Source organism: Streptomyces sp. 8N616, assembly GCF_052246385.1.
In the GTDB taxonomy this organism is placed as follows: domain Bacteria; phylum Actinomycetota; class Actinomycetes; order Streptomycetales; family Streptomycetaceae; genus Streptomyces.
This window is the reverse complement of sequence record NZ_JBQQBY010000012.1, coordinates 21,216-38,141: the sequence shown is the minus strand read 5'-3', so window position 1 is coordinate 38,141 and position 16,926 is coordinate 21,216. Positions and strand designations below refer to the sequence as shown.

The 16,926-nt window shown below is 72.9% G+C and carries 16 protein-coding genes and 1 pseudogene; 6 read left to right on the top strand and 11 right to left on the bottom strand.

Features of this window, described 5'->3' with window-relative positions; all coding sequences use genetic code 11:
* Window positions 1-22 precede the first annotated feature (22 nt).
* The 5 genes from ACTWQC_RS13060 to ACTWQC_RS13040 form a co-directional block, all read right to left on the bottom strand.
* Window positions 23-1,063: a helix-turn-helix transcriptional regulator gene (locus tag ACTWQC_RS13060; protein WP_443315804.1), complete on the bottom strand. Its 1,041-nt coding sequence runs from the start codon at window positions 1,061-1,063 to the stop codon at window positions 23-25.
* Window positions 1,064-1,169: 106 nt separating this feature from the next.
* Window positions 1,170-2,951 carry a 2-oxoglutarate dehydrogenase, E2 component, dihydrolipoamide succinyltransferase gene (sucB, locus tag ACTWQC_RS13055; protein ID WP_443315803.1) on the bottom strand — a complete coding sequence of 594 codons (1,782 nt, stop codon included), beginning with the start codon at window positions 2,949-2,951 and terminating at the stop codon, window positions 1,170-1,172.
* 48 nt (window positions 2,952-2,999) lie between these two features.
* Window positions 3,000-4,388, bottom strand: a complete 1,389-nt coding sequence (gene lpdA / locus ACTWQC_RS13050) for a dihydrolipoyl dehydrogenase (RefSeq protein WP_443315802.1) — start codon at window positions 4,386-4,388, stop codon at window positions 3,000-3,002.
* Window positions 4,389-4,723: 335 nt separating this feature from the next.
* Window positions 4,724-6,274 carry a leucyl aminopeptidase gene (locus ACTWQC_RS13045; RefSeq protein WP_443315801.1) on the bottom strand — a complete coding sequence of 517 codons (1,551 nt, stop codon included), beginning with the start codon at window positions 6,272-6,274 and terminating at the stop codon, window positions 4,724-4,726.
* 331 nt (window positions 6,275-6,605) lie between these two features.
* On the bottom strand, window positions 6,606-7,424 hold the full coding sequence (locus ACTWQC_RS13040) for an adenosylcobinamide-GDP ribazoletransferase (protein ID WP_443315800.1): 819 nt from the start codon (window positions 7,422-7,424) through the stop codon (window positions 6,606-6,608).
* A 174-nt stretch (window positions 7,425-7,598) separates the two neighbouring features.
* On the opposite strand from ACTWQC_RS13040, the gene ACTWQC_RS13035 reads away from it, so the two are divergent.
* Window positions 7,599-8,336, top strand: a complete 738-nt coding sequence (locus tag ACTWQC_RS13035) for a hypothetical protein (RefSeq protein ID WP_443315799.1) — start codon at window positions 7,599-7,601, stop codon at window positions 8,334-8,336.
* Here the strand turns inward: ACTWQC_RS13035 and ACTWQC_RS13030 are convergent.
* The 3 genes and pseudogenes from ACTWQC_RS13030 to ACTWQC_RS13020 all read right to left on the bottom strand — a co-directional run.
* Window positions 8,306-9,055: pseudogene (locus tag ACTWQC_RS13030) on the bottom strand (hypothetical protein); the annotation flags it as partial. The gene ACTWQC_RS13035 and the pseudogene ACTWQC_RS13030 overlap by 31 nt on opposite strands.
* A gap of 125 nt (window positions 9,056-9,180) precedes the next feature.
* On the bottom strand, window positions 9,181-10,335 hold the full coding sequence (gene cobT, locus ACTWQC_RS13025) for a nicotinate-nucleotide--dimethylbenzimidazole phosphoribosyltransferase (RefSeq protein ID WP_443315798.1): 1,155 nt from the start codon (window positions 10,333-10,335) through the stop codon (window positions 9,181-9,183).
* 64 nt (window positions 10,336-10,399) lie between these two features.
* Window positions 10,400-10,981, bottom strand: coding sequence for a TetR/AcrR family transcriptional regulator (locus ACTWQC_RS13020; RefSeq protein ID WP_443315797.1), 582 nt, complete (start codon window positions 10,979-10,981; stop codon window positions 10,400-10,402).
* 113 nt (window positions 10,982-11,094) lie between these two features.
* Between ACTWQC_RS13020 and ACTWQC_RS13015 the strand changes: the two genes are divergently transcribed.
* Entirely contained in the window at window positions 11,095-11,529 is a 435-nt protein-coding gene (locus ACTWQC_RS13015) for a nuclear transport factor 2 family protein (RefSeq protein WP_443315796.1), read from the top strand.
* Window positions 11,526-12,392 carry an NmrA family NAD(P)-binding protein gene (locus tag ACTWQC_RS13010; protein WP_443315795.1) on the top strand — a complete coding sequence of 289 codons (867 nt, stop codon included), beginning with the start codon at window positions 11,526-11,528 and terminating at the stop codon, window positions 12,390-12,392. The genes ACTWQC_RS13015 and ACTWQC_RS13010 overlap by 4 nt, the downstream gene beginning before the upstream one ends.
* A 27-nt stretch (window positions 12,393-12,419) precedes the next feature.
* On the opposite strand, the gene ACTWQC_RS13005 is transcribed toward ACTWQC_RS13010, so the two are convergent.
* Window positions 12,420-13,628, bottom strand: a complete 1,209-nt coding sequence (locus tag ACTWQC_RS13005) for a bifunctional adenosylcobinamide kinase/adenosylcobinamide-phosphate guanylyltransferase (RefSeq protein WP_443315794.1) — start codon at window positions 13,626-13,628, stop codon at window positions 12,420-12,422.
* A 121-nt stretch (window positions 13,629-13,749) separates the two neighbouring features.
* Here ACTWQC_RS13005 and ACTWQC_RS13000 point away from each other — a divergent pair, with 121 nt between their 5' ends.
* Window positions 13,750-13,953: a hypothetical protein gene (locus ACTWQC_RS13000; protein WP_443315793.1), complete on the top strand. Its 204-nt coding sequence runs from the start codon at window positions 13,750-13,752 to the stop codon at window positions 13,951-13,953.
* 54 nt (window positions 13,954-14,007) lie between these two features.
* On the opposite strand, the gene ACTWQC_RS12995 is transcribed toward ACTWQC_RS13000, so the two are convergent.
* Complete coding sequence (locus ACTWQC_RS12995; protein ID WP_443315792.1) at window positions 14,008-14,742, bottom strand: methyltransferase domain-containing protein; 735 nt, start codon at window positions 14,740-14,742, stop codon at window positions 14,008-14,010.
* 56 nt (window positions 14,743-14,798) lie between these two features.
* Window positions 14,799-15,392, bottom strand: coding sequence for a DUF3043 domain-containing protein (locus ACTWQC_RS12990; protein ID WP_443315791.1), 594 nt, complete (start codon window positions 15,390-15,392; stop codon window positions 14,799-14,801).
* A 309-nt stretch (window positions 15,393-15,701) separates the two neighbouring features.
* On the opposite strand from ACTWQC_RS12990, the gene ACTWQC_RS12985 reads away from it, so the two are divergent.
* Together ACTWQC_RS12985 and pspAA are read left to right on the top strand one after the other, a co-directional pair.
* The gene (locus tag ACTWQC_RS12985; RefSeq protein WP_443315790.1) at window positions 15,702-16,508 is read left to right on the top strand and encodes a PspA/IM30 family protein; all 807 of its coding nucleotides are present in this window, start codon (window positions 15,702-15,704) and stop codon (window positions 16,506-16,508) included.
* A gap of 62 nt (window positions 16,509-16,570) precedes the next feature.
* Window positions 16,571-16,849 (top strand): PspA-associated protein PspAA, encoded by a 279-nt coding sequence (pspAA, locus tag ACTWQC_RS12980; protein WP_443315789.1) that lies wholly within the window; start codon window positions 16,571-16,573, stop codon window positions 16,847-16,849.
* Window positions 16,850-16,926 lie beyond the last annotated feature (77 nt).

The following is a 16,926-nucleotide window of genomic DNA, read 5'->3' as shown; positions in this document are numbered from 1 at the left end:
CGCCGCCGCGGCGGGAGCATTTCTACTGCTGATACAGCGCCGCCGCGCGGGCGGCTGCCTCCGCGAACCGCTCGCGCAGCGCCGCCGGCTCCAGCACTTCCGCCTCCGGCCCGAGCGTCAGCAGCTGGCTGAACGCCACCTCCAGCGACTCGACGGGCAGGGTGACCCGCACCCACCCCGCCGCGTCGGGCTCGCCCGCGGCCGCCACCGCCTCCCGCCCCGCCGTACGGTCCGTCACATACGGCAGCCTCCGCGCCCCGGACTCCGAGAGCCGCAGCACGACCTTCTCCCGCAGGATGGAGCGCGCGAACTGCTCCGCGCGCTCCGCCCAGAAGCCCGGCAGATCGAAGGACTCGTCCCGGACGAACCGCTCCGGGCCGGCCGTGCTCGCCGCGCCCGCCGGGACCTCCGCGCCTTCCATGCCCTCCGCGGCGGGTGCGACCGCCGCGAACCGGTCCACGCGGTAGACGCGGTAGTCCCCGGAGCCGGCGAACTCCCCGGGCACCCGCGCCGCCAGATACCAGACCCCGGCCTTCAGCACGAGCCCGTACGGCTCCAGTTCCCGCTCCACCTCCGCGTCGCCGCGCACATACCGGACCGTGAGCGGACGGTCGTCCCACACCGCCGCCGCGATCTCCGGCAGCAGCTCCGGGGTCTCCGGCTCCTGCCACCAGCCCGGCGCGTCCAGATGGAAGCGCTGCGCAGCACTGGTCGGTGCGTCGCTCAACTCCGGCAGCAGGGCGGCCGCCACCTTCAGCCGCGCCGCCGAGCCCGCGTCCGCCAGGCCCATCTCGCGCAGCGCCGACGGCACGCCCGACAGGAAGAGCGCCTCCGCCTCCGTACGCCCGAGGCCCGTCAGCCGGGTGCGGTAACCGCCGATCAGCCGGTAGCCGCCCGCCCGCCCCCGGTCCGCGTACACCGGAACCCCAGCCTCCGACAGCGCGAGCACATCCCGCGCCACCGTGCGCTCCGAGACCTCCAGCTGCCGCGCCAGTTCGGCCGCCGTCATGGACGGCCGGGACTGGAGCAGCAGCACCAACCTGATCAGCCGCGCCGCCCGCATGAAGCCATCATGACGGGCGGGTACGACGGCGGCCGCCCGTACGACAACGGCCGCGCCCCCGACCCGGGATCCGGGCGGGGGCGCGGCCGTGTGTACCGAAGGCGCCTCAGAGGCCGAGGTCGACCTCGAACTCACCGGCCTCGAGGATCTCCTTGACGGCCACCAGGTAGCGGGCGGCGTCGGCGCCGTCCACCAGGCGGTGGTCGTAGGAGAGCGACAGGTACGTCATGTCGCGGACGGCGATGGTCTCGCCGAGCTCCGGGTGGGCGATGACCACCGGGCGCTTGACGGTCGCACCGATGCCCAGAAGGGCCGCCTGGTTCGGGGGCACGATGACCGTGTCGAACAGCGCACCGCGCGAGCCGGTGTTGCTGATCGTGAAGGTCGCGCCGGACAGCTCGTCCGGGGTGATCTTGTTGCCCCGGACCTTGCCGGCCAGCTCCGCAGTCTTCTTGGCGATACCGGCGATGTTGAGGTCGCCCGCGCCCTTGATGACCGGGGTCATCAGACCCTTCTCGGAGTCCACCGCGATACCGATGTTCTCGGTGTCGAAGTAGGTGATGGTGCCCTCGGCCTCGTTGATCCGGGCGTTGATGACCGGGTGGGCCTTCAGCGCCTGGGCGGCGGCCTTGACGAAGAACGGCATCGGCGAGAGCTTGACGCCCTCGCGCTGCGCGAAGCTCTCCTTCGCCTTGGCGCGCAGCCGCATGATCTTGGTGACGTCCACCTCGAGCACGGAGGTCAGCTGGGCCTGCTCGTGCAGCGCCTTCATCATGTTGTCGCCGATGACCTTGCGCATGCGGGTCATCTTGACCGTCTGGCCGCGCAGCGGGGACGGCTCGACGGCAGCGGCCTTCGGGGCTGCGGCAGGCGCGGCCGGGGCGGCAGCGGCGGCCTTGAGCGCCTCGGCGGCGGCGAGGACGTCCTGCTTGCGGATGCGGCCACCGACGCCGGTGCCCTTGACCGTCGCCAGGTCCACACCGCTCTCCGCGGCCAGCTTGCGCACCAGCGGGGTCACGTACGCGCCCTCGCCCTCGCCGACCGGAGCGGCCGGGGCCGGAACGGACGGAGCGGCAGCCGGGGCCGGGGCGGGAGCCGGGGCCGGGGCGGCCGGAGCCTGCGGCGCCGGAGCGGGCGCAGGCGTGGGAGCCGGGGCGGCCGGTGCCGGGGCAGGCTCCGGAGCCGGGGCGGGGGCCTCGGCCTGCGGGGCCTCCGGAGCAGGCGCGGGCGCCGGAGCGGCGGGGGCCGGGGCCTCGGCCGGAGCCGCACCGGCGGCACCGATCACGGCCAGCTTGGCGCCGACCTCAGCGGTCTCGTCCTCACCCACCAGGATCTCGAGCAGGGTGCCCGCGGCCGGAGCCGGGATCTCGGTGTCGACCTTGTCGGTGGAGACCTCGAGCAGCGGCTCATCGGCCTCGACCGACTCGCCGACCTGCTTCAGCCAGCGGGTCACGGTGCCCTCGGTCACCGACTCGCCCAGCGCGGGCAGGACGACATCGGTGCCCTGGGCCGCACCGGCCGGAGCCGCCGCCGGGGCGGCAGCGGGGGCGGGGGCCTCGGCCTGCGGGGCGGCCGGAGCCGGCTCGGGCTGGGCGGCCGGGGCCGGAGCGGCCTCGGCGGCCGGTGCCGGAGCCTCGGCCGGGGCGCCCGTACCGTCGTCGATGATGGCCAGTTCGGCGCCGACCTCGACGGTCTCGTCCTCGGCCACCTTGATGGAGGAGAGTACGCCGGACGCGGGGGCCGGGATCTCGGTGTCGACCTTGTCGGTGGAGACCTCGAGCAGCGGCTCGTCGGCCTCGACCCGCTCGCCCTCGGCTTTCAGCCAGCGGGTGACGGTGCCCTCGGTCACGCTCTCACCGAGCGCCGGCAGGGTTACGGAAACCGCCATGGTTTCTGTTGCTCCTAACGATCTGTGCGGATGGGTCGCGCCCGGGGATTAGTCGTGGGAGTGCAGCGGCTTGCCGGCGAGCGCCAGGTGGGCCTCGCCGAGCGCCTCGTTCTGCGTCGGGTGCGCGTGGATGAGCTGCGCGACCTCGGCGGGCAGCGCCTCCCAGTTGTAGACCAGCTGCGCCTCGCCGACCTGCTCGCCCATACGGTCACCGACCATGTGGACGCCCACTACGGCGCCGTCCCGCACCTGGACGAGCTTGATCTCGCCCGCGGTCTTGAGGATCTTGCTCTTGCCGTTGCCCGCGAGGCTGTACTTCAGGGCGACGACCTTGTCCGCGCCGTACAGCTCCTTGGCCTTGGCCTCGGTGATGCCGACGGAGGCGACCTCGGGGTGGCAGTACGTCACCCGGGGCACGCCGTCGTAGTCGATGGGCACGGTCTTCAGACCGGCGAGACGCTCCGCCACGAGGATGCCCTCGGCGAAGCCGACGTGCGCGAGCTGAAGGGTCGGCACCAGGTCACCGACGGCCGAGATGGACGGCACGTTGGTCTGCATGTACTCGTCGACGAGGACGTAGCCGCGGTCCATGGCGACCCCGGCCTCCTCGTAACCCAGGCCCTGCGACACCGGGCCGCGGCCGACGGCGACGAGCAGCAGCTCGGCCTCGAAGGTCTTGCCGTTCTCCAGCGAGACCTTCACACCGTCGGCGGTGTACTCGACACCCGAGAAGCGGGAGCCGAGGGAGAACTTGATACCGCGCTTGCGGAAGGCGCGCTCCAGCTGCTTGGAGCTGTCCTCGTCCTCGACCGGGACGAGGTGCGGAAGCGCCTCGACGATGGTGACGTCGGCCCCGAAGGACTTCCAGGCGGAGGCGAACTCGACGCCGATGACACCGCCGCCGAGCACGATGGCGGACTGCGGCACGCGGTCGAGCACCAGCGCGTGGTTGGAGGAGATGACGCGGTTGCCGTCGATCTCCAGGCCCGGCAGCGACTTCGGCACGGAGCCGGTCGCCAGCAGGATGTGGCGGCCCTCGTAGCGCTGGCCGTTCACATCGACCGAGGTGGGCGAGGAGAGCCGGCCCTCACCGGTCACGTAGGTGATCTTGCGAGAGGCGACCAGGCCCTGCAGGCCCTTGTACAGGCCGGAGATCACGCCGTCCTTGTACTTGTGCACACCCTCGATGTCGATGCCGTCGAACGAGGTCTTCACACCGAATTCGGCGCCCTCGCGGGCCTGGTCGGCGATCTCACCGGCGTGGAGCAGAGCCTTCGTGGGGATGCATCCGTAGTGCAGGCAGGTGCCGCCCAGCTTGTCCTTCTCGATCAGTGCGACGTCCAGGCCCAGCTGTGCCCCGCGCAGGGCAGCGGCGTAACCACCGCTACCGCCTCCGAGGATCACTAGGTCGAAAACGGTGCTGGCGTCGTTCGCCACGTCACGTCCTCCATGCATGGTGCGCCGGAGCCGGTCTACGGCGACCGGGCGGCGGCTGTTGTTCGGCCGCTTTTCTGTCGGCCCTCGGTGTGGCTCGCCGGGTAAGCGAGCCGGGGGCCCTGTCCTGCCGAGACCCCATCTTCGCACTTGTTCCGGGGAGCCGGGACGCGGGGCCACGGTCTGAGACACCGGTATGTGCCTCGGCTTCGGTTACCCGAGCGTACGCCCGTACGGATTTCGTCGAAGGCGAACGGATCTTCCGGCAGGGGTACGGGTACGGCCCCGGGCGCGGTGCCCGGGGCCGTACGAGCTGCCGGTGCGGGCCGCGGCCCGGGTCAGGCCAGGTCGTCGGCGGCCGTGCGCTCCACCAGCCGGACCAGGGTGCGGACCGCCGCGCCCGTGCCGCCCTTGGGGGTGTAGCCGTACGGCGCTCCCTCGTGGAAGGCCGGGCCCGCGATGTCCAGGTGCGCCCAGGTGATGCCGTCGCCCACGAACTCCTTGAGGAACAGGCCCGCGACCAGGCCGCCGCCCATCCGCTCGCCCATGTTGGAGATGTCGGCGACCGGCGAGTCCATGCCCTTGCGCAGCTCGGTGGGCATCGGCATCGGCCAGGACTGCTCGCCGACCTCCTCGGCGATCTCGTGGATCGCGGTGCGGAAGGCGTCGTCGTTCGCCATGATCCCGAAGGTGCGGTTGCCCAGCGCCAGGACCATCGCGCCGGTCAGGGTGGCCACGTCGACGATCGCGTCGGGCTTCTCCTCGGAGGCGCGGGTGAGCGCGTCGGCGAGGACGAGCCGGCCCTCGGCGTCGGTGTTCAGCACCTCGACGGTCTTGCCGCTGTACATGGTGAGGACGTCGCCGGGGCGGGTCGCCGTGCCCGACGGCATGTTCTCGGCGAGCGCCAGCCAGCCGGTGACATTGACCGGCAGGCCCAGCTTGGCCGTGGCCACGACGGCGGCGAAAACGGCGGCGGCGCCGCTCATGTCGCACTTCATCGTCTCGTTGTGGCCGGCCGGCTTGAGGGAGATGCCGCCCGAGTCGTACGTGATGCCCTTGCCGACGAGGGCGATGGACTTCTTCGCCTTGGGGTGGGTGTAGGCGAGCTTCACCAGGCGGGGCGGGCTGGCCGAGCCCTGGCCGACGCCCATCAGGCCGCCGTAGCCGCCCTTGGCGAGCGCCTTCTCGTCCAGGACCTCGATCTTGAGGCCGTGCTCCTTGGCGGCGTCCTGCGCGGCGGCGGCGAACGACGTGGGGTTGAGGTCGTTGGAGGGGGTGTTGACGAGGTCGCGGGCGCGGTTGACCTCGGCGGTGAGGGCGGTGGCGCGCTCCGCGGCCGCCTTGAAGGCCTTGTCACGGGGCTTGCCGCCGAGCAGCACCACCTCGGCGAGCGGCTCCTTCTTGTCGTCCTTCTTCTTGCCGTTGGCGTTGCCGCCGGCGTTGCTGTTGCCGTTGTTGCGGTAGGTGTTGAAGGCGTACGCGCCGAGCAGCGCGCCCTCGGCGATCGCCGCGGCGTCCCCGCTGTCCTGGACGGGGAGCGCGAACGCGCCCTTCTTCGAGCCCGCGAGCGCCCGTGCGGCGGCACCGGCGGCGCGCCGCAGCGCCTCCGTACCGAAGCCCTCGCCCTTGGCGGGGGTGTCTCCGAGACCGACCGCCAGCACGACCGGGGCCTTGAGACCGGACGGGGCGGGGAGCTTGGTCACCTCGCCCTCACCGCCGGAGGCGCCGAGGGTCTCGAGGACGGTGGCCAGCTTCCCGTCGAACGCCTTGTCCACGGCCTCGGCGCCGGGCGCGACGACCGGGCTCTTGTCGCCCTTGGCCACGCCGATGACGACGGCGTCCGCGCGGAGCGTCGCCGCAGAGGAGGTGCTGATAGTCAGTGCAGTCACGGGTTGGGGTTCCTCTTCCATGTGCGTTCCTCGGCCAGTCGGTGGGCCGGCCGCCGCGAGCCCACGGGGGCCGTACCGTGCTGCGCACGGCCCCGGGCGCTGTGTGCATCGTATGCCGCCCGCCTCCCGCTTTCGTCGGGCGAACTCCGACATCTCGCCTGCCCACGGGCCCAGGGGCGGGGCCCGCCCGTTGAACCCTCGGCTCGAGGCCCCCGGTACCGCGTCTGCGACGCGGTCTCTTCCTACCCGCCCGCCCTTCAAAGGACGGGCGGGTGGGAAACCGCCCCGCAAGGCGCAGGCGTCCGCGCAGGCCGGGGTATGGCAGTCGGCGTCAGCCGAGGGCGAGAACCAGGAGGGCGGCCGTCGCCGCCGTTTCCGCGAGGGCGCCGAAGACGTCGCCCGTGACGCCGCCGAAACGGCGCCGGCAGTGGCGGAGGAGGAGTTCGGCCGAGGCGACGCCGGCCAGCGCGGCCAGCGCGTGGTGCGCGGCGCCGTAGGCCCCGAAGCCGCCCCCAGAGGCCCCGCAGGCAGCGACGGCGACGACACCCGCGACTGCCGCGGCCCGTACCGGCACGGTGCCCGCCACCGCCGCGCCGAGACCGCCGGGCCGCGCGGCCGGCACCCCCGCGCGGGAGGCGAGTGTGAGGGCCAGCCGAGCCGCCACGCCCGCGACGGCCGCCGCGACCGCACCGCGTGCGGGGCCCTCCGCGTACAGCTCGTGCAGGGCGGCGACCTGGGCCAGCAGCACCAGCACCAGCGTGATGACGCCGAAAGGACCGATGTCCGACTGCTTCATGATGCGCAGGGCGTCCTCGGCCGGCCTGCCGCTGCCCAGCCCGTCGGCGGTGTCGGCGAGACCGTCCAGGTGCAGCCCGCGGGTGAGCACCGCCGGTACGGCCGCCGCCGCCACCGCGGCGAGCAACGGCCCGCCGCCCAGGGCCTGCAGAAGCCAGCCCGCGGCGGCCGCGCACAGCCCGACGGCCGCGCCGGCGAGCGGAGCCCACAGCATCCCGGCCCGCGCCGCCGCCCGGTCCCACCGGGTGACCCGCACCCGGAAGACGGTCAGCGTGCCGAAGGCGAAGCGCAGTCCGTCAGCGGGGGAGGCGGAAGGCGCTGCGGAACCGGCCGGGCCGGGTGTCGTGTCGGTCATCGCGCGCAGGCTATCCCGCCCTCCGGCACGCATGTCCCGTACGGGTCTCCCGTACGCATCTCCCACGAACCGGGCCCCACCGCACCAGGGCGGTGAATTGCTGTAAGGACAAAAGGGGCATAAGGGTATAGCGCTGAAGAGCGGGATCACATCGGAAGCGAGGAAACAGGTGCCATGGGCGGCTGGTGGGAGCGGAACATCGTCGAACCCGGCAAACTCCCCCTCTTCCTCGCCCTCTCCGCCTTCATCCTCACCTTCCTGATCACCCGCTCCATCACACGCATGATCCGCGCCGGGAAGGGGCCGTTCCGCAACGTCAGCCCTGGCGGTATGCACATCCACCACGTCGTCCCCGGCATCGTGCTCACCGTCTTCGGCGGATTCGGGGTGATCGCCGGTTACGGGCACGGCTTCGGCAGCGGGTTCGCGGCGGTCGTCTTCGGCATGGGCGTGGGTCTGGTGCTCGACGAGTTCGCGCTCGTCCTGCACCTCCACGACGTCTACTGGACCGAGCAGGGCCGGCAGAGCGTCGAGGTCGTCGTACTCACCGCGGCACTGGTCGGCCTCATGCTCCTCGGCTTCGTGCCGTTCGGCGTGAACGGCATGACCGAGGAGGAACAGCAGGACCGCGCCACCCTCATCGGGAACATCGCCCTCAACTTCCTCATCGCCCTGATCGCCCTGGTGAAGGGCAAACTCAGGCTCGCCGTGATCGGGGCCTTCGTACCGTTCGTCGCACTCTTCGGCGCCGTACGTCTCGCCAGGCCCGGCTCGCCCTGGGCCAAGCGCTTCTACCGGAAGCGGCCGCGGGCCAGAGCGCGGGCGCACGTGCGCGCGTACCGGCACGACCAGCGCTGGAGCAAGCTGCGCCGCCGGTTCCAGGACTTGGTCGCCGGTGCCCCCAGCCGCTGACGGACCCGGCGGTGCTCCCGGCGCCTCCGCCAGGCCGCGTATGCCGTCTGTGCGGTGCACAGCACCAGGACCGCGGCGATGGCGGCCAGGTGCTCCTTGCCCGCCAGATTGGGCTTGACGATCACCTCGACGACCATCGCGGCCACGACCAGTCCGGCCGTGAACCACGCCCGGTGGCGCCAGGACACGTACACCGCGAGGCCGACGACTGCGGCGGAGGGCCCGGTGTCGTGGACCAGCGCGTCCTCGGCGGGCAGGCCGAGAAATCCGCCGGGTCCGACTGCCGTGCCGTAGCGCGCGTACAGCGTCCCGGCGAGCGTCGCCAGATACCCGACCAGCAGGGTGCGCAGCCGCCCCAGGCAGATCTCGCAGATGCCGAAGACGACGAGGATCTGGGCGAGCGCGCCCCAGACGGGCAGGTCGAGGGCGGGGACGAAGACCGACAGGGGGGTGCGGAGGACGGCCGGCCACCAGGGCTGCGCGGCCTGTACGCAGCCGATGTCCTGGACCGGCCTGTAGCCCCACGGCTGGTTCTGCACCAGCTGGAACAGCGCGGTCAGGCACACGGCGGCGACGGTCATGGGGATCGCACCGAGTACGGCGGGCCGCTTGCGTACGAGTGTGTCCCGCACGGCCTCGTACACCGCCCCCCACTCGGCGCGGGCGGCGCGCCCGAGCGTCGCGGCGGCTCCGGACTGCGCTGCGCAGTGGGGGTGCACCTGGACTTCTCCCGTGAAAGTCGATCAACTGGCCCATGAGAGCGGCGATTCGGGAGAAGCCGGGTGGCTTACGGCACCGCGGCCCAGCAGCGGTGTCGTCGACACCGGCCCGCGGTGCGGGTCGGTCAGTCGCGCTCGGACTCCTCCGGCGGCTCGCCCTCGCCCGTCCCCGGCGCCGACCCCGTAACCGTCCCTGTCTCCGGCTCCAGTTCCGGTTCTGGTTCCGGCTCCGGCTCAGGGCGCTCGGGCAGTTCCGCCGCCAGGGCGGCCGCCGCCTGCACCAGCGGCAGAGCGAGCAGAGCCCCCGTTCCCTCGCCCACAGTGACGCCGTGGTCGAGCAGCGGGTTGAGTGCCATCCGGTCAAGTGCCTTCGCCTGCGCGGGCTCGCCGCTCGCCTGGCCCGCCAGCCACCAGTCCGGCGCCCGGAACGCCACCCGCTGCGCCACCAGCGCACACGCGGCGGACACGACCCCGTCGAGGATCACGGGCGTACGGCGCACCGCGCACTGCAGCAGGAACCCGGTGATCGCGGCGAGGTCGGCGCCGCCGGTCGCGGCGAGCAGCTCGAGCTGGTCGCCCAGGACGGGGCGGGCGCGGCGCAGCGCGTCGCGGATCGCGGCGCACTTGCGCATCCACGCGAGGTCGTCGATACCGGCGCCGCCGCGGCCGGTGACCACGGACGCGTCGGTGCCGCAGAGCGCGGCGATCAGCGCGCCCGCGGCCGTGGTGCCGCCCACGCTCAGATCGCCGAGGACGACCAGGTCCGTGCCGGAGTCCGCCTCCTCGTCCGCCACCGCCATTCCGGCGCGGAACGCCTGCTCCGCCTCGTCGGCGGTGAGCGCGTCCTCGATGTCGATACGGCCGGAGCCGCGGCGGACGCGATGCCGTACGACCTCCTCGGGCAGCTCGCCCGGGTCGCAGTCCACGGCCATGTCCACGACGCGTACGGGGACGCCGAAGCGGCGGGCGAGCACGGCGACGGGGCTCTCGCCGTCGAGGACGGCGCGTACGAGGTCCCGGGTGGTGCCGGGACGGCGGGCGGAGACGCCGAGCCCGGCCACGCCGTGGTCACCGGCGAACAGCACGACGCGCGGGTGCTCGACCGGCTTCACCGGGACCGCGCTCTGCGCGGCGGACAGCCACTCGCCGAGTTCATCGAGGCGCCCGAGCGCGCCGGGGCGTACGACGAGGCGCTCCCGCCGCTCTTCGGCGTCGCGTCGGACGCCGCCGTCGGGACGCTCGATCAGATTGCCGAGGTCGTCGAGATTCAGGCCGCTCACGCGCGGAACCTTACCGTCGCCGCGACGGCCGCCGCCGCCCCGGGCGGCGCCCCGCGCTCACCCCTCACCCCGCCGCCAGGACGGCGCGGGCGAGGGCGGCAACTCCCCTGCGGATGTGCTGCCGTGACGTCCCGCTTGCCGTGAGGTGCTCGATCAGGTCGCTGCGTACGGCGGCCAGCAGGGCATGGGCGAGAAAGTCGGTGTCCTGCTCGCCGCGGACCTCGGCCAGGAGCGAGGCGAGCTGCGTGTGCCACAGGGCGTAGGTGTCGTTCCGGTACGGACTTCCGCTGCCCGCGCTCTCCAGGGCGAGCATCAGGGGGTGGATCTCCAGCTTCAGCCGCAGCAGTGCGTCGAGCAGGGCGAGGACGCGCTCGTCCGCCGGGGCGCCGGGGCCGAGGGGTGGTGGACCCGCGACGGCATCGGCCCTCAGCTGTTCGGTGCGCTGCTCGACGAGGGCCCTGACGAGGCCGACGCGGTCGCCGAACCGGCGGAAGAGCGTGCCCTTGCCGACCCCGGCGGCCGCGGCGATGTCGTCCATGGATACGCGGTCCGGGCTGCCGCGCTCGGCGAACAGACGCGCCGCGGCGGCCAGTACCGCCTCCCGGTTGCGAACGGCGTCGGCTCGCTCCTTGCGTGCGGGCGGCACGGTTCCTCCTCGGGGTGGACTGGAAAAGTGGACCGTTGGTCCGTATAGTCGAATGCGGACCGACGGTCCGCATGCTATCGCGGACGTCATCGACCGAGAGAAAGGACCGCACCATGGCGGACACCACGCCGGCCGGCGTCTTCCGGCACGGAATGGACCTGCTGCTGGCCAAGGACATCGCGGGATGGGTGGATCTGTGGGCCGAGGACGGCGTCATCGAGTTCCCCTTCGCCCCGCCCGGCGCCCCGCGCCGCCTGGAGGGCAGGGCCGCAGTGCAGGCGTACATGGCGCACTACCCGGACCACATCGACCTCGCCGCCCTCCCGCACCTGGAGGTGCACCGGACCGAGGACCCCGAGGTCGTCATCGTCGAGATGCGCGCGGAGGGGCGCGCGGTGGCCACCGGCAAGCCGTTCGCGTCGTCGTACATCGCGGTCGTCACCATCAAGGACGGCCTGTTCACGCACTACCGGGACTACTGGGACCCGCTGGTCGCCCTGGAGATCGCGGGCGGAACCGACGCCCCCTTCGCCGGTTCCCAGCGGTGACCGGCGACATGGCCGGGCGTGGGACGGTCCTGGTGACCGGCGGCACCGGCAAGACCGGCAGCCGGATCGCGGCCCGGCTGGCCGCTGCCGGCTTCCAGGTCCGCGCGGCCGGCAGGCGGCCCGCCCCTGCCCGCGAAGTGGAGCGGGTGCGCTTCGACTGGGACGACCCGTCAACCCACAATCCGGCGCTCGACGGCGCACACCGCCTCTACCTCGTGGCGCCCGCCGGCGCCCACGACCCCGCCGCCCCGATGCTCCCGTTCCTGCGCCGGGCGCGGAAGGCCGGAGTCCGCCGCGTGGTCCTGCTCAGCTCGTCCGCCATCTCCGAGACGGACGGCGGGCTCGGCGAGGTGCACCGGGCCGTCCGCGAACAGTTCCCCGAGTGGGCCGTGCTCCAGCCGTCCTGGTTCATGCAGAACTTCACCGGCGACCATCTCCACGCCCACAGCATCCGCGCCCATGACGAGATCGTGACGGCCACCGGTGACGGCCGGGTCGCCTTCGTCGACGTCGAGGACATCGCCGAGGTCGGCGTACGGGCGCTGGCGGACGAGCGCCCGCACAACACCGCCCACCTCATCACCGGTCCCGAGGCGCTCAGTTACGGCGATGTCGCCGCCACCGTCTCCCGCGTGGCCGGCAGGCCGGTCCGCCACCGCTGCGTCGCATTCGCCGCCATGCGCGACCGGTTGACCGCCGGCGGTATTCCGGAGCGGTTCTCCGAACTCCTCGCGGGCATGGACCGGGCCATTGCCGGAGGGAGCGAGGACCGCACCAGTCCTGTCGTGGAGCGCGTCACGGGCCGGCCGCCCCGCTCCTTCGCCGACTTCGCCGCAGCCCACGCACCCACCTGGCAGCGGTGACGGAGGGGTGGCCCGTCGCAGGGCCCCTCAGGAGCGCGGGCGGAGCGGGAGGGGCCGGCCCGCCACGACCAGGAGGACGTCTTCGCACTCGGCCGCGAACGCGGCGTTCAGACGCCCCAGTTCGTCGCGGAAGCGGCGCCCCGCGGACGTCGCCGGGTGCACCCCGGACCCCACCTCGTTCGACACGGCGACGACCGTTCGCCGTGTCGCCCGTACCGCCGCCACCAGCGCATCCGTCCGGTCGTGCAGCTCCCGCCGCGCCCCGCCCGAAGCCCACCGCCCGTCGTCCCACGCCCCCGCCGAGTCCATCGCGTCCGTCAGCCACAGCGCGAGGCAGTCGATGAGCAGCGGCGGACCGTCCTCCGCCAGCAGCGGGACCAGGTCGCAGGTCTCGACCGTGCGCCAGGAGCCGGGCCGCCGCTCCCGGTGCCGGGCGACCCGGTCCGCCCAGTCGCTGTCGCCCTCCCGCGCGCCGCTCGTCGCCACGTACACCACGTCGGGGAAGGACTCCAACCGCCGCTCCGCCTCGACCGACTTCCCCGAGCGCGCCCCGCCGAGGACGAGCGTGCGCCGCGGCACGTCGGGGATCGCGTGGTACTCGCCGGCCACCAGCGTCCGACCGTCGGGGACCGCCCGCGCGCCCGCCGCCGCCAGCCTGCGGTGCAACTCGGCCCCCGGGGGCACGTCGTGGTCGATGTGGACGGCCACCACGTCCGTGGTCGCCGCGACCGCGCCCGCGGCGCGCAGCCTGGCGAGCGCGTCGGGCCGCCCGGTCACGTCGAGCACCGCCATGTCGTACGGCTCGTGTCCTTCGGACAGGCCCGCGGGCGCAGCCTCCGGCGGCAGATACAGCAGCCGGTCCCCTTCGGGGCCCGTCACCGCGTAGCCCGTCCCGGGCACGTCCACCGCGATGGCCCGCACCCGGTGGCCGCTGATCAGCGCGAGCTCGCGCCCGTCGGGCACCCGGGCCGGCGCCGGAAGCCCGGCCGGGACCTCGACAGCGGGCCCGTTGTGCGGGTGGGACAGCAGCACCTGACGTACGCCGGTCAGCGTCTGGCCCGCGCGGGCCGCGGCCAGCGCGGCGCCCGGCGTGAGGTCCAGCAGCAGCGCCCCGTCGGCGAGCAGTGCGGTCGCGGCCCGAGCCTCGTCGCCGACGGCGGTCGCGCAGGCGGCGCAGGGGCAGTCGGGGCGGGGCAGCCCGCCGGGGGTTCCGGTGCCGAGCAGAGTGATTTCCACGCCCTGATCGTCTCGCGTCGCCGCGCGACGGGCGCGCGGGGTCCACCCGGACGGCCCGTTAGGCTGCGGGACTGCGGGAAGTATCCGCTCGGAGTGGTTCAGAGGGACTCGGGAGGCGCATATGGCATGGACGTGGCGGTTCGAGAAGGCCGACGGTACGGAGACGGTGCCGGCCATCGAGCCCGAGGAGTTCAGCACCCAGGGCGACGCCGAGTCCTGGATCGGCGAGACATGGAAGGACCTGCTGGACGGGGGCGCGGACCAGGTGACGCTCTTCGAGGACGGCACCAAGGTCTACGGACCGATGAGCCTGAACGCCGACTGAAGCCGACGGCACGCCGGCTGACGCCGACGGAAGGCCGGCTGAAGGCGCCCGTACTCAGCCGCGTACGCCGCACAGGTGCAGCAGCGCCGCCACCGCGCGATACGGGTCGGTGCGCCCGGCCCGCTCCTCCGCGGCGAGCAACCGCTCCAGCTCCTCGGTGCTCCGCGGCTGCTCGTCGTCACCGGCCAGGTCGGTGAAGACCCGTACCCCGTACCAGGCGTGCAGCGGGGCGCCGATCCCGGCGAGGGTGGCCGTGAGCGCGCTGAGCCGGTCGGCCCGCACCTCCAGGCCGATGCGGTTCGTGTAGACCGGGCAGTCGAACGCGGACAGCGCGCTCTCCCAGTCGCCCGCGAGACCGGGCCGCATCGCCAGCGCGTCGGCGTTCCGAACGAGCAGTGAGAGCAGCCCGCCCGGGGCCAGCACCCGGGCGAGGCCCGCCAGCATCGCGTCGGGCTCGGCCAGGTACATCAGTACCCCGTGGCACAGCACCACGTCGAAGCTGCCCGGCAGGAAGTGGACGCCGGTGTCGCGGCCGTCGCCCTCGATGAGGCGGACTCGTTCGCGTATGCCCTCCGGCTCGGCGGCCAGTGCGGTGCGGACCGCGGACAGCATCTGCGCGTCCGACTCCAGGCCTGTGATCATGTGGCCCGCGCGGGCCAGCCGCAGCGCCTGCGTCCCTTGGCCGAGGCCGACGTCGAGGACGCGGAGCCGCTGTCCCACCGGGAAACGGCCGGTTATCTGCTCCTCGAGCTGCCGGGCCACCAGCTCCTGGCGGACGGTATTCCGCACACCTCCGAGCTTGCCGAGCCAGCCTGCCGCGCCCCCGGTGAAGCCACGCGGAGCGCTCAGGGCCGCTCTCCGCGCTTGACCTGCGGCTTCGGCAGCCGCAGCCGGCGCATCTGGAGGGTGCGCATCAGGGCGTACGGCACGGCCCCGCGGAGGTTCTCGTTCGGGAAGCGGGTGCGCAGCTGCTTCTTCAGGCGGAAGGAGATGCCGAACGAGTCGATCACGATCATCACGATGACGCCCAGCCACAGCAGCAGCGAGATGTTCTTGATCGCGGGCGACGGCAGCATGCTCAGCACCAGGATGAGCACCGCGAGCGGCAGGAAGAACTCCGCGACGGCGAAGCGCGAATCGACGAAGTCGCGAGCGAAGCGCCTGACCGGGCCCTTGTCGCGGGCCGGGAGATAGCGCTCGTCGCCGCTCGCCAGCGCCTCGCGCTGCCGGGCCAGGGCCTCACGGCGGGCCTCCCGCTGGCGCTTGGCGCCGTCCTTGCGGTTGGTCGGCGTGGAGGCCAGGCTGCGACGGCCCGACTGGGCCTCGCTGCGCTTGGGGGTGGGGCGGCCCTTGGGGGCCTGCGGGTCACGGGGCTGCGGCTGGTCCGCGGTCATCTTGGCGACCGTGGCCTGCTCGTCCTTGGAACGGCTTCGGAACACAAAGCCCAAGGGTACGGGGTCCGGGGGTGTGGACCCCAGCCCCGAGGGGAACGATCCGGCAACGGCACGTACGACCGCCGCGGCACAACCGCCACAGGACGCGACGGCACAACCGCCGCAGGACACGGCTGAACGGAGGCGGGCCCCGCCCCCCACCTACTCCTTGCGCCGGATACGGCGGTGCCGTGATCGTCCTGCAGGAGGAGCGCATCGGGGCCCGATCAGTGCGGTAATAGAGGCAGGACCCGTACTGTTGGGTCATAGAGACGGCTTTAGTCCGAGCCCGGAAGAAGGGGGCGCGCGAGGCCCATGAGCGGTGTCATGAAGCGGATGGGGATGATCTTCCGCGCGAAGGCCAACAAGGCCCTGGACCGGGCCGAGGACCCGCGCGAGACCCTCGACTACTCGTACCAGAAGCAGCTCGAGCTGCTTCAGAAAGTCCGCCGCGGCGTGGCGGACGTGGCCACCTCCCGCAAGCGGCTCGAGCTGCAGCTCGGCCAGCTGCAGGGCCAGTCGACCAAGCTCGAGGACCAGGGCCGCAAAGCCCTCGCCCTGGGCCGCGAGGACCTGGCGCGCGAGGCGCTGTCCCGGCGGGCCGCGCTGCAGCAGCAGGTCACCGACCTGGAGACGCAGCACCAGACACTGTCGGGTGAGGAGGAGAAGCTCACGCTGGCGGCGCAGCGGCTGCAGGCCAAGGTGGACGCCTTCCGTACGAAGAAGGAGACCATCAAGGCCACCTACACCGCGGCTCAGGCGCAGACCCGGATCGGCGAGGCCTTCAGCGGCATCTCCGAGGAGATGGGCGACGTCGGCATGGCGATCCAGCGGGCCGAGGACAAAACGGCGCAGCTTCAGGCGCGGGCCGGCGCGATCGACGAACTGCTCGCCTCGGGCGCGCTCGACGACCAGAGCGGCATGGCCAAGGACGACATCGCGGCTGAGCTGGACCGGCTCTCGGGCGGCACGGACGTCGAGCTCGAGCTGCAGCGGATGAAGGCCGAACTGGCGGGCGGCAGCGGTTCGCAGCAGGCTATTGAGGGAGGCCAGCAGCAGGACCAGGGCCAGCAGGACCAGGGCCAGCAGGAACAGGACAAGACCAGGTTCGACAAGCAGTAGCCCTCCGCCCCGCGAGCCGTGGACCCGGGCGTAGCACGTACCGGACGTATCTGGAGGTCGTCATGATCGTGCGGATCATGGGGGAGGGGCAGGTGCGGCTGGCCGGCAGCCACGTCGCCGAGCTCAACAAACTGGACGACGAGCTCGCCGCCGAGATGGACAGCGGCGACGAGGCGGGCTTCCGGCGGACGCTCCACGCGCTGCTCGAGGCGGTGCGGGAGTTCGGCGAGCCGCTGCCCGACGACTCCCTGGAACCCTCCGAACTGATCCTTCCGGCGCCCGACGCGACGCTCGAAGAGGTCCGCGAGATGCTCAGCGAAGACGGGCTCATCCCTGGCTAGCGTCAGCCGTCTCCGACCCCTGGGGTCGTGGATCACAGGGCAGGTGTGGACCACGGCTCCAGGGGTTCTCGACGTAC

Coding starts and splice junctions, on each gene's coding strand:
- ACTWQC_RS13015 (WP_443315796.1), top strand. CDS start 11,095: ATGGCGGACACCACGCCGGCCGGCGTCTTCCGGCACGGAATGGACCTG.
- ACTWQC_RS13035 (WP_443315799.1), top strand. CDS start 7,599: ATGGGCGGCTGGTGGGAGCGGAACATCGTCGAACCCGGCAAACTCCCC.
- ACTWQC_RS13040 (WP_443315800.1), bottom strand. CDS start 7,424: ATGACCGACACGACACCCGGCCCGGCCGGTTCCGCAGCGCCTTCCGCC.
- pspAA (WP_443315789.1), top strand. CDS start 16,571: ATGATCGTGCGGATCATGGGGGAGGGGCAGGTGCGGCTGGCCGGCAGC.
- ACTWQC_RS13060 (WP_443315804.1), bottom strand. CDS start 1,063: ATGCGGGCGGCGCGGCTGATCAGGTTGGTGCTGCTGCTCCAGTCCCGG.
- ACTWQC_RS13000 (WP_443315793.1), top strand. CDS start 13,750: ATGGCATGGACGTGGCGGTTCGAGAAGGCCGACGGTACGGAGACGGTG.
- sucB (WP_443315803.1), bottom strand. CDS start 2,951: ATGGCGGTTTCCGTAACCCTGCCGGCGCTCGGTGAGAGCGTGACCGAG.
- ACTWQC_RS12985 (WP_443315790.1), top strand. CDS start 15,702: ATGAGCGGTGTCATGAAGCGGATGGGGATGATCTTCCGCGCGAAGGCC.